Annotated in this window: 10 protein-coding genes; 2 read left to right on the top strand and 8 right to left on the bottom strand. The window is 51.8% G+C overall.

Annotated features, from left to right (window positions below; translation table 11 throughout):
• Window positions 1-22 precede the first annotated feature (22 nt).
• The 8 genes from rseP to rpsB all read right to left on the bottom strand — a co-directional run bounded on the left by rseP (window position 23) and on the right by rpsB (window position 8002).
• Window positions 23-1375 carry a sigma E protease regulator RseP gene (rseP, locus tag OGY10_RS05730; protein WP_003829173.1) on the bottom strand — a complete coding sequence of 451 codons (1353 nt, stop codon included), beginning with the start codon at window positions 1373-1375 and terminating at the stop codon, window positions 23-25.
• 11 nt (window positions 1376-1386) lie between these two features.
• Window positions 1387-2244: a phosphatidate cytidylyltransferase gene (gene cdsA / locus OGY10_RS05725; protein ID WP_008786267.1), complete on the bottom strand. Its 858-nt coding sequence runs from the start codon at window positions 2242-2244 to the stop codon at window positions 1387-1389.
• 12 nt (window positions 2245-2256) lie between these two features.
• Entirely contained in the window at window positions 2257-3015 is a 759-nt protein-coding gene (gene ispU / locus OGY10_RS05720) for a (2E,6E)-farnesyl-diphosphate-specific ditrans,polycis-undecaprenyl-diphosphate synthase (RefSeq protein ID WP_008786266.1), read from the bottom strand.
• Between the two features lie 187 nt (window positions 3016-3202).
• Window positions 3203-4399 (bottom strand): 1-deoxy-D-xylulose-5-phosphate reductoisomerase, encoded by a 1197-nt coding sequence (ispC, locus tag OGY10_RS05715; RefSeq protein ID WP_003829176.1) that lies wholly within the window; start codon window positions 4397-4399, stop codon window positions 3203-3205.
• A 183-nt stretch (window positions 4400-4582) separates the two neighbouring features.
• Window positions 4583-5140 (bottom strand): ribosome recycling factor, encoded by a 558-nt coding sequence (frr, locus tag OGY10_RS05710; protein WP_003018547.1) that lies wholly within the window; start codon window positions 5138-5140, stop codon window positions 4583-4585.
• 139 nt (window positions 5141-5279) lie between these two features.
• Window positions 5280-6005: a UMP kinase gene (pyrH, locus tag OGY10_RS05705; RefSeq protein WP_003018549.1), complete on the bottom strand. Its 726-nt coding sequence runs from the start codon at window positions 6003-6005 to the stop codon at window positions 5280-5282.
• A 145-nt stretch (window positions 6006-6150) separates the two neighbouring features.
• Window positions 6151-7002 carry a translation elongation factor Ts gene (gene tsf, locus OGY10_RS05700; protein ID WP_286576424.1) on the bottom strand — a complete coding sequence of 284 codons (852 nt, stop codon included), beginning with the start codon at window positions 7000-7002 and terminating at the stop codon, window positions 6151-6153.
• 274 nt (window positions 7003-7276) lie between these two features.
• Window positions 7277-8002, bottom strand: a complete 726-nt coding sequence (gene rpsB, locus OGY10_RS05695; protein WP_003018553.1) for a 30S ribosomal protein S2 — start codon at window positions 8000-8002, stop codon at window positions 7277-7279.
• A gap of 449 nt (window positions 8003-8451) precedes the next feature.
• On the opposite strand from rpsB, the gene map reads away from it, so the two are divergent.
• Complete coding sequence (gene map, locus OGY10_RS05690) at window positions 8452-9246, top strand: type I methionyl aminopeptidase (protein ID WP_008786263.1); 795 nt, start codon at window positions 8452-8454, stop codon at window positions 9244-9246.
• 113 nt (window positions 9247-9359) lie between these two features.
• The gene (gene glnD, locus OGY10_RS05685; RefSeq protein ID WP_003829184.1) at window positions 9360-12032 is read left to right on the top strand and encodes a bifunctional uridylyltransferase/uridylyl-removing protein GlnD; all 2673 of its coding nucleotides are present in this window, start codon (window positions 9360-9362) and stop codon (window positions 12030-12032) included.
• Window positions 12033-12059 lie beyond the last annotated feature (27 nt).

Here is a 12059-nt window from a genome sequence, read left to right as displayed (position 1 = left end):
ATGCGTTCTTCCTAACACTCTCTTACAACCGAGAGAAATCATTGAAAAGTGCAAGCCCCATTAACAACACCAGCAAGATAGAGCCAATGCGATAACTAAAGTCTTGAACCCGCTCGGATACCGGACCGCCCTTCAGCTTTTCAATCGCCAGGAACAGCAGATGCCCCCCGTCAAGAACGGGCAACGGAAACAGGTTGATTATCCCTAAGTTCACGCTGATAAGCGCAAGGAACATCAGGTAATAAATAATCCCGAACTCCGCTGACATCCCAGCCCCCTGGGCGATAGAAATCGGCCCACTGAGGTTGTTCAGTTTTACATCACCGGTAATCAATTTTCCCAGCATACTGACCGTCAGCTTCATCAACTGCCACGTTTTATCCGAGGCTTCGAGGATGGCGCTGAATGGCCCATACTGGCGTACAGTCTTATACTCATCAGGCAGAGGAATAACTTTAGGCACCACGCCCGCAAACCCTTCTGCCTTACCGTTAACCTGTTTTGAATCTGGGGTTAACGTTAAAGACAAGGAACTTCCTTGTCTTTCAATATCTAGCGCTAACGGCGTATCCGGATTATCGCGCACCAGCGTCACGAACGTCATCCATTGCGTCAGCGACTGACCATTGACTTTAACGATCCTGTCGCCAGCTTGCAAACCTGCCTTACTTGCAGCGGAATTAACCTGCACTTCTGACAGTACCGGTTCAATCTGCGGACCACGCGGACGCATGCCCAAACTAGAGACAGGATCCTCTTTGTCTGGCTCAAATGCCCAATGGCGTAAATCCAGCGTTTTGTCCTGTCGCTGGTTACTGCCAAACTGCGCCACGCTGAGGGTCGTATGCTCATCGCCAATTTTGGATACCAGTTGCAATCGCACGGCATCCCAATCAGGGGTTTCGATGCCATCAACCGCTTTTAGTTCCGTACCCGGCTGAATTTGCGCCTGTGCAGCAATCGAGTTGGGTGTTATTTCACCAACAACCGGACGAACGCCAGGGACACCAATGATAAACACCAGCCAATAAGCAAAAATAGCAAAAAGGAAGTTTGCAATCGGACCCGCGGCGATAATGGCAGCACGTTGTCCAACCGTTTTATTGTTGAAGGCGTAATGGCGCAATTCCGGTGCGACCGGTTCAGCGCGCTCATCCAGCATTTTGACGTAACCGCCGAGGGGAATCATGGCGATGACGTATTCCGTACCTGATTTATCGGTACGCCGCCAAAGCGCTTTTCCAAAGCCAATGGAAAAGCGTTCGACGCGGACTCCGCAGCGCCGCGCAACCCAGAAATGACCAAATTCATGCACGGTGATAAGCACACCAAGTGCGATGATGAATGCAGCCAAATTCCAGAGAATACTCAGCATAAGACCATCCGTTAGAGCGTCCTGAACACCAGTAACAACAGGCAGGCAAAGACCGGCACCGCAGCCGTCAGGCTATCAATACGATCCAGAATACCGCCGTGTCCTGGAATTAAGTGACCACTGTCCTTAATACCTGCTTCACGCTTAAACATACTCTCGGTCAGGTCACCCAGCACGGAGGCCAGGGCTGCAACGATGGAGCAAATGAGCAAGGTGACAGGCGCAACTTCAAGATTCGCCCACATGCCATAACCCCATGAGATTACGGCCGCAGTGGCGAGTCCGCCAAAAAAACCCTGCCAGGTTTTTCCAGGAGAAACCTTCGGCGCCAGCTTATGTTTGCCAAATAGTTTACCAAACATATACGCACCAGAGTCCGCTCCCCAGACGAGGATCATGACATACAGCAGCCATAGCGCGCCACTATAATGATTCTCATCATAGTGCCATGCACGTAACGCCAGCATTCCCCAAAAGAACGGGACAATGGTTAACACGCCGAAAATTATGCGTAATGTTTTGGAATTACGCCAGACCGACGCAGACCCTGGGTAAAACAATACCAGTAACAGCGCTACGACCCACCAGCCCAGCGACGCCCACAGCGATACTTCAACCAGCGGTTGATGGATATCGCGATGGTACTCTGGCAGCAAAAATAGCATCAGTGCCAGCAATAGCCCGCACAAAACCGCCAGCCAGACTCGCTGCGTACGCGTGGTAAAACCGCTTAACTGTCCCCATTCCCAGGCGGCCAACATACAGACGACCAACGTAACAATGGCGAACCCCACCGGCGGCAGCAAAAACAGCGCCGCGATGACAACGGGTATTAAAACAAAAGCAGAAATCAGGCGATACTTCAGCAAAAGCGACCCCCATCAGGCTTTTTCATCACCGGGTTCGGTGCCGCCGAAACGACGCTCACGATTAGCAAAGGCATGCAGCGCACCTTCAAAGTCTTGTTCATCGAAATCGGGCCAGAGAACATCGGTAAAGTAAAGTTCGGCATAGGCAATTTGCCACAACAGAAAATTACTAATTCGGTGCTCTCCCCCAGTCCTTATCACTAAATCCACAGGAGCCAGCTCATGCATACAAATTTGCTGCCCAAGCATCTCTTCATCGATTTGCTCAGGATGCAGCACACCGTCCTGCACCTGTTGTGCCAGTTGCCTGACTCCCTGGACAATATCCCACCGTCCACCGTAATTCGCTGCAATATTCAGCGTCAACCCGGTATTCTGGGCGGTAATCGCTTCTGATTTGCGAATCCGTTCTTGCAAACGTGAGTTAAATCGACTGATATCCCCGATAATACGCAGGCGTACGTTATGGCGATGCAGGTTTTTCACTTCGCTATCAAGTGCCCACACAAACAGTTCCATTAACGCGCTCACTTCCTGCGCAGGTCGGTTCCAGTTCTCACTGCTAAAGGCATACAGCGTTAACGCATCAATACCGTTATTTGCAGCAAAAGAGACAGCCCGGCGGACGGATTTTGCTCCAGCCTTATGCCCAAAGGCGCGAATCTTCCCTTGCTTTTTCGCCCAGCGGCCATTGCCATCCATGATAATTGCGACATGGCGACAACCATGTGCTGGCAAATTTTCGCTTAATGGTTTAGTTGCAGACAACATAACGCGTTATTAGTCCCTGAAAGGATTTACGGTACTCAGGAATACTGAAGCCTATCCACAAAAAAGCCGTGTCAAACCACGGCTTACCCGACCGAAAAAAAGCAAATACCCGCGATCGGGTGGCGCAGACTATATCACTGAAGCCCAACGCTAACAAATAGCACGATTCTCCGTAGAGGGATTATCATCAGCTTGAGAGTCGCATCACTTCTTTTCTGGCGACTTCCCGCGCGATGGCATCGACCTTCAACACGTCGTCAACGCTCTGCGGTTCCTGCAAATCCATCTTATCCAGTACAGATAAATTGAGATCGGCAATATCGGTAAATCGGATCTGCTGCGCCAGGAATGCGGCAACGGTAATTTCATTCGCGGCATTGAGTGCGGTCGTCGCCGCCTGACCTTGCTCAAACGCGTCCATCGCCAGTTTCAGGCACGGATAACGCTGGTAATCAGGTGCGGAAAACGTCAACGCACTGAGTTTGCAAAAGTCGACAGGCTTAACACCGGACGTCACACGTTCTGGCCATGCCATCGTATGGGCAATAGGTGTACGCATATCAGGTTCACCCAACTGCGCCAGAACACTACCATCCTGATAACGGACCATCGAATGAATAACCGACTGCGGGTGAATCAGCACTTCCATCTGGCTTGCACTGGCATTAAATAACCAACGCGCTTCAATGTATTCCAGACCTTTGTTCATCATGGTGGCGGAATCGACAGAGATTTTTCGTCCCATCGACCAATTCGGATGACGGCATGCCTGATCGGGGGTCATAGAGACCAGATCGCGCAATGGCGTTTCACGGAATGGGCCACCAGACCCGGTAAGCAGAACTGACATGACGCCGTTTTGCTCAAGGTCAGCGTATCCCAGATTGTGTTGGATAGGTTGCGGTAAACTCTGAAAAATCGCGTTATGCTCGCTATCTACCGGCAAAAGCTGCGCTTTGTGGCGTTTCACGTCGTCCATAAACAGACGACCGCAGGTCACCAGAGATTCTTTATTCGCCAGCAAAATGCTTTTGCTCGCACGAATTGCCGCCAGCGTCGGCAGCAAACCCGCTGCGCCGACAATCGCCGCCATGACCTGATCAACATCATCCAGCGCAGCCATATCACAGGCAGCCTGCTGCCCGCTCATCACCTCGGTACGGCTACCCTGTGCCAAAAGAGCAGCTTTTACCTGTGCCGCGCTTTTTTCATCATCCATTACCGCATAGCGAGGCGCAAACTCCAGGCATTGCTCTACCATACGGGCAACATTTTTACCCGCCACCAACGCAGCAACACGAAATTTTTCCGGGTTATGGCGTACTACATCCAGCGTACTGCAACCAATGGAACCGGTTGATCCCAGGATGGTTAATTGCTTCATCGGACATCCAGAAGAATTTTACTCGTCATACTTCAAGTTGCATGTACGTTGGCTTTACTCGACCTTTGGCGTCACCGCCTTCCTGCAACTTGAATTATTTAGAGTATGTAGACAGAAAAAAGCAAAACGCCGCCATCCAGCCTTCTCAGGCCTTCTAAGCGGCGTTTTTAGCGTACAGGCGAATCAGAACTGCATCAGTTCTGCTTCTTTCTCTGCCAGCGCCGCATCAACTTTCTTGATTGCTGCGTCAGTCAGTTTCTGTACGTCGTCCTGAGAACGGCGATCGTCATCTTCGCTGATCTCTTTTTCTTTCAACAACGCTTTCACTTTGTCGTTTGCATCGCGGCGTACGTTACGTACCGCAACACGCGCGCCTTCAGCTTCACCACGTACGATCTTGGTCAGATCTTTACGACGTTCTTCAGTCAGCGGCGGCAGCGGAACGCGGATGTCAGAGCCCGCAGAGCTTGGATTCAGACCGAGGTCGGAAGCCATGATTGCTTTCTCAACGGCTGGACCCATAGAACGGTCAAATACGTTGATTTTCAGGGTACGGGAATCTTCAACCGTTACGCTTGCCAGCTGGCGCAGCGGAGTCGGCGTGCCGTAATATTCCACGACAATACCATCCAGCAGGCTAGGAGAAGCACGACCCGTGCGAATTTTGCTGATTTGGTTTTTGAACGCTTCGACGCATTTGTCCATGCGTACTTCAGCATCTTTTCTGATATCGTTGATCACGTTACGAATCCTTGAAAGCTTGTTTCAGTCAGACCATACCCGCCACGCAAGATGTGACAAGTATAGTCTTGATTAATTTTGAGGGACGTATCCCGCGACATTAAAGCGGAATATTACCTGCATTTAGCCGCAACGGGAATTATTCCGTGATTAACGTGCCTTCTTTTTCACCCATAACAACACGGCGCAGTGCACCTGGTTTGTTCATGTTAAAGACACGAATCGGTAATTTGTGGTCACGAGCCAGCGTGAACGCGGCAAGATCCATTACTTTCAGCTCTTTATCCAGTACTTCAGTGTAGGTCAACTGTTCGTACATAGTCGCCGTTGGATCTTTAGCCGGGTCGGCAGTAAATACGCCATCGACTTTGGTGGCTTTCAGAACCACATCCGCTTCAATTTCAATACCGCGCAGGCAGGCTGCAGAATCGGTGGTGAAGAACGGATTGCCGGTACCCGCAGACAAAATAACAACGCGGTTGTTACGCAGCAGGCTGATAGCTTCGGCCCAGCTGTAGTTATCACACACGCCGTTCAGAGGAATTGCGGACATCAAGCGAGCGTTCACATAGGCGCGGTGAAGCGCATCGCGCATCGCCAGACCGTTCATTACGGTGGCTAACATGCCCATGTGGTCGCCCACAACGCGGTTCATCCCCGCTTTCGCCAGACCAGCGCCACGGAACAGGTTACCACCACCAATCACTACGCCAACCTGAATACCCAGCTCAACCAGCTCTTTGATTTCCTGAGCCATGCGGTCGAGGATGCTTGCATCAATACCGAAGCCTTCTGAACCTTGCAGAGCTTCGCCACTTAACTTAAGCAGAATACGTTTGTAGACGGGTTTTGCATTGGTAGCCATGTTTCTTTCCTGAGACTGTCAACGAATGAGATGAGTTAATTCCGGCGACATTGTATGTCGCTTTTCAGCATGACCACTATAGCGGTTCGCTGAATTTACAAGCCAGACACAAAAAGAAGCCGCCCTCAGGCGGCTCCTTTAAAAATTAAGACTGCTTGGACATCGCAGCAACTTCTGCTGCAAAGTCAGTCTCAACTTTCTCGATGCCTTCACCCACTTCAAAGCGGATGAAACCAGTTACGTCAGCGTTATGCTCTTTCAGCAGCTGACCAACAGATTTGCTCGGTTCCATGACGAAAGGCTGACCGGTCAGAGAAACTTCGCCGGTGAATTTCTTCATGCGGCCTTCAACCATTTTCTCTGCGATTTCTTTCGGCTTGCCAGACTGCATAGCGATGTCCAGCTGAACCTGGTATTCTTTTTCTACCACTTCAGCGGAAACGTCTTCCGGTTTAACGAATTCTGGTTTGCTTGCAGCAACGTGCATTGCCAGCTGTTTAACCAGTTCTTCGTCAGCGCCAGTTGCAGCAACCAGAACACCGATACGAGCACCGTGCTGGTAGTTACCCAGAACTTCGCCTTCCTGGGAAGCAACGCGACGGATGTTGATGTTCTCACCGATTTTAGCAACCAGAGCAACACGTTCTTCTTCGAACTGTGCTTTCAGAACTTCAACGTCAGTGATTTTGCCAGCAACGGCAGCGTCCAGTACTTTGTCAGCAAATGCCTGGAAACCAGCATCTTTAGCAACGAAGTCAGTCTGGCAGTTAACTTCCAGAATGAAAGCGATGTTGCCGTCGATTTTGGTTTTGATTACGCCGTCAGCAGCAACGTTGCCTGCTTTTTTCGCCGCTTTGATTGCACCGGACTTACGCATGTTTTCGATTGCCAGCTCGATGTCGCCATTAGCTTCAGTCAGTGCTTTTTTGCAATCCATCATGCCTGCGCCAGTACGCTCACGCAGCTCTTTTACCAGGGATGCGGTAATTTCAGCCATTCTAAAATCCTCGGAAGATTTGATCTGCCCGGCATGAAACCGCACAGATTTAAAAGTGAAAAAGGGGGCCATATACAGGCCCCCTAACCAAACGTGATACTACCTGGCCTATATCCGTCATTCTTCCAGCTGCAGGTGCGTTGTTTTCCTTACTCACCCCAACTCACCCCAGTCACTTACTTATGTAAGCTCCGGGGGATTCGTTGCGTCAACGCCTTCCTGCAACTCGAATTATCTTGGATATATAAGGGGTCGCTCTAACGAGCGTGCCTTATTATTCAGCTTCTACGAAGCTTTCTTCCGCCTGGGAAGCCAGATCCTGAGAACGGCCTTCACGAACGGTAGTAGCTACAGCGCCCAGGTACAGGGTCACAGCACGGATTGCGTCGTCGTTACCCGGGATAACGAAGTCAACACCGTCCGGATCAGAGTTGGTATCAACGATAGCAAATACTGGGATACCCAGGTTGTTTGCTTCTTTGATAGCAATGTGCTCGTGGTCAGCATCGATTACGAACAGAGCGTCCGGCAGACCGCCCATGTCTTTGATACCGCCCAGGCTGTTTTCCAGTTTCTCAAGCTCACGAGTACGCATCAGCGCTTCTTTCTTGGTCAGCTTTTCGAAAGTACCGTCCTGAGACTGAGTTTCCAGATCTTTCAGACGTTTGATGGACTGACGAACGGTTTTCCAGTTAGTCAGCATACCGCCCAGCCAGCGATGGTTCACGAAGAACTGGTCGCAGCTGTTAGCAGCTTCTTTCACCGCTTCGCTTGCAGCGCGTTTAGTACCAACGAAAAGGATTTTACCTTTACGAGCAGAGATCTTGTTCAGTTCAGCCAGAGCTTCGTTGAACATCGGTACAGTTTTCTCAAGGTTGATGATGTGAACTTTGTTACGCGCACCGAAGATGAACGGCTTCATTTTCGGGTTCCAGTAACGGGTCTGGTGACCGAAGTGAACACCAGCCTTGAGCATGTCGCGCATGGAAACAGTTGCCATGATTAAAACCTCTATATATAAAAGTTGGGGTTAAGCCTCCACGCATCCCATATTACCGACCCCAAAGGGCACCCCGGAATATGTGCCGATACGTGTGTGTTGTTACACAAAGTGAGATTTGTCGCTCCCGTCCATCGTGTGTAGTCTTCGAATGGATCGGAAGTCCGGCGCGCTTTATACCACAAATACGCCACCGACACCAATAATTGTTGGCGGTCTGTGCTGAATGAACGATGAATTTCGTGTTACAGGAAGGCGGCAAATTTTTGAATCCCCGGGAGCTTACAACCAGTAAGTGACTGGGGTGAAAAAATGTAGCCAACGCATCTGTGGCACGAAAGGCGAAGTTCAGAATGATTCTCAATTTGGCAGGGTACACCCCAGACTGATACCATTGACAGCACTTACACAATTATTGTCGAAATAATCGACACTGATGGACAGAATTCATGGCTATCTCAATCAAGACCCCTGAAGAAATCGAAAAAATGCGCGTCGCTGGCCGCCTGGCCGCTGATGTACTGGAAATGATCGAACCGTTTGTTAAACCGGGCGTCAGCACCGGCGAGCTGGATCGCATCTGTAATGACTATATCGTGAATGAGCAACAGGCTATTTCCGCCTGCCTGGGCTATCACGGCTATCCGAAATCCGTATGTATCTCTATTAATGAAGTCGTGTGCCACGGGATCCCGGACGACGCTAAACTTCTGAAAGACGGCGACATCGTCAACATCGACGTAACCGTGATTAAAGACGAGTACCACGGCGATACCTCCAAGATGTTTATCGTCGGCAAACCTACTATTCTGGGCGAGCGTCTGTGCCGCGTCACACAGGAAAGCCTGTATCTGGCGCTGCGAATGGTAAAACCGGGAATTCGCCTGCGCACGCTGGGCGCTGCAATTCAGAAATATGCGGAAGGCGAAGGTTTCTCTGTTGTTCGTGAATACTGCGGTCACGGTATCGGTCGCGGCTTCCATGAAGAGCCACAGGTTCTGCACTACGATGCAGACGACGGTGGTGTGGTACTGCAGCCGGGCATGACGTTCACCATAGAACCGATGCTGAATGCCGGTGATTACCGCATCCGCACCATGAAAGACGGCTGGACGGTGAAAACCAAAGACCGGAGCTTGTCTGCACAGTACGAGCATACTATTGTAGTGACGGAAAACGGCTGTGAAATTCTGACGTTACGCAAGGATGACACCATCCCGGCGATCATCACACACGGCGAATAATGTTTTGCCTGATGGCGATGCATTCGCATCTTATCAGGCCTACAAATTGTACTACTTAGTAGGCCGGATAAGGCGTTCACGCCATCATCCGGCTTTTTAATGGGTGGCGCATAATGAATACTCTTCCTGAACAGCACGCAAATACTGCCCTCCCCACCCTGCCTGGCCAACCGCAAAACCCAGGGACATGGCCACAGCAAGATCTCAACTGCTCCGGCATTAAAGCGCATATCGACACCTTCCAGAACTGGTTAGGCGAAGCGTTTGACAGTGGAATTTCCGCAGAACAGCTCATTGAGGCCCGCACCGAATTTATTGACCAACTGCTACAGCGTTTGTGGATAGAAGCAGGGTTCGGGCAAATAGCCGATCTGGCGCTGGTTGCCGTTGGAGGCTACGGACGAGGCGAATTGCACCCGCTTTCCGATATTGACCTGCTGATCCTGAGTCGTAAAAAGCTGCCTGATGCGCAGGCCGAGAAAGTCGGTGAGCTGTTAACGCTGCTATGGGACGTGAGGCTGGAGGTTGGGCATAGCGTGCGTACGCTGGAAGAGTGTCTGCTGGAAGGATTGTCAGATTTAACCGTCGCCACCAACCTGATTGAAACACGCTTGCTGATCGGCGATGTGGCGCTGTTTCTGGAGCTGCAAAAGCATATTTTTAGCGAAGGTTTCTGGCCTTCCGACAAGTTTTACGCCGCTAAAGTGGAAGAGCAGAATCAGCGCCACCAGCGCTATCACGGCACCAGCTACAACCTGGAGCCGGACATCAAAAGCAGTCCCGGCGGCCTGCGCGATATCCATACCCTGCAATGGGTGGCGCGTCGCCATTTTGGCGCCACCTCACTGGACGAAATGGTCGGCTTCGGCTTTTTGACACTGGCTGAACGCGCCGAGCTGAATGAATGTTTGCATATCCTGTGGCGGATTCGCTTCGCCCTGCATCTGGTCGTTAGTCGTTACGACAACCGCCTGCTGTTTGACCGCCAGCTCAGCGTGGCGCAAAGGCTAAACTACGGCGGCGAAGGCAACGAGCCTATCGAGCGGATGATGAAAGACTATTTCCGCGTCACCCGACGGGTCAGCGAACTGAATCACATGCTGTTGCAACTGTTCGACGAGGCGATCCTCGCCATGCCCGCCGATGAAAAACCGCGCCCGATTGATGACGACTTCCAACTGCGCGGCACGTTGATCGATCTGCGCAACGACGATCTGTTTATCCGCAAACCCGAAGCGATACTGCGGATGTTTTACATCATGGTGCGTAACAGCGCGATCAGCGGAATTTACTCCACCACGCTGCGCCATCTGCGTCATGCCCGCCGTCATTTAACTCAACCGCTGTGCTACATCCCGGAAGCGCGATCGCTGTTTCTCAGTATGTTGCGCCATCCGGGTGCGGTGAGCCGCGGTCTGCTGCCGATGCATCGCCACAGCGTGTTGTGGGCCTATATGCCGCAATGGTCGCATATTGTCGGCCAAATGCAGTTTGACCTGTTTCATGCCTATACGGTGGATGAACACACCATCCGCGTAATGCTCAAGCTGGAAAGTTTTGCTAACGAAGAGACCCGTCAGCGCCATCCGCTGTGTGTGGATCTATGGCCGCGTCTGCGACAGCCGGAGTTGATTCTGATTGCCGCGCTGTTCCACGATATCGCCAAAGGTCGCGGCGGCGATCACTCGGTGCTCGGCGCTCAGGACGTGCTCAAGTTCGCCGAACTGCACGGCCTGAATTCCCGCGAAACGCAGTTGATTGTGTGGCTGGTGCGCCAGCATTTGCTGATGTCGGTGACCGCTCAGCGCCGCGATATTCAGGATCCCGAAGTGATCAAGCAATTCGCCGAAGAGGTACAAACGGAACACCGTCTGCGCTTTTTGGTGTGTCTGACCGTCGCGGATATTTGCGCCACCAACGAAACGCTGTGGAATAGCTGGAAGCAAAGCCTGCTACGCGAGCTGTACTTCGCAACGGAAAAACAACTCCGTCGTGGCATGCAAAATACGCCGGATATGCGCGAGCGCGTACGCCACCATCAGCTTCAGGCGCTGGCGCTACTGCGAATGGACAACATTGATGAAGAAGCGTTGCACCACATCTGGTCACGCTGTCGCGCCAACTACTTCGTGCGTCACAGCCCAAATCAACTGGCCTGGCATGCGCGCCATCTGCTGCAACACGATCTCAGCAAGCCGCTGATCCTGCTCAGCCCACAGGCCACGCGCGGCGGGACAGAAATTTTCATCTGGAGCCCTGACCGCCCTTACCTGTTTGCCGCCGTCTGCGCTGAACTGGACAGGCGTAATCTTAGCGTCCACGATGCGCAGATTTTCACTACCCGCGATGGGATGGCGATGGATACGTTCATCGTGCTGGAACCGGACGGCAGCCCGTTGTCTTCAGATCGACACGAAGCGATCCGTTTTGGACTGGAACAGGCCATCACGCAGCGCAGTTGGCAGCCACCGCAACCGCGTCGCCAGCCGGCAAAATTACGCCACTTTACCGTCGATACTGAGGTCACCTTTTTGCCGACCCATACCGACCGAAAATCATTCCTGGAGCTTATCGCTCTCGACCAGCCCGGCCTGCTGGCGCGGGTCGGGCAGATTTTTGCCGATCTGGGAATTTCGCTGCATGGCGCCCGAATTACAACCATTGGCGAGCGAGTAGAAGATTTATTCATAATCGCCACCGCCGACCGGCGCGCCCTTAATAATGAGCTGCAGCAGGAAGTACATCAACGGTTGACAGAGGCCCTCAATCCAAACGATAAAGGGTGATGTTTTTATTTATTATGGAAAGAGTTT

The organism is Citrobacter sp. Cpo148, assembly GCF_030332375.1.
GTDB lineage: Bacteria > Pseudomonadota > Gammaproteobacteria > Enterobacterales > Enterobacteriaceae > Citrobacter > Citrobacter portucalensis.
The sequence above is the reverse complement of the archived record's forward strand: the minus strand, read 5'-3'. Positions and strand labels throughout refer to the sequence as shown.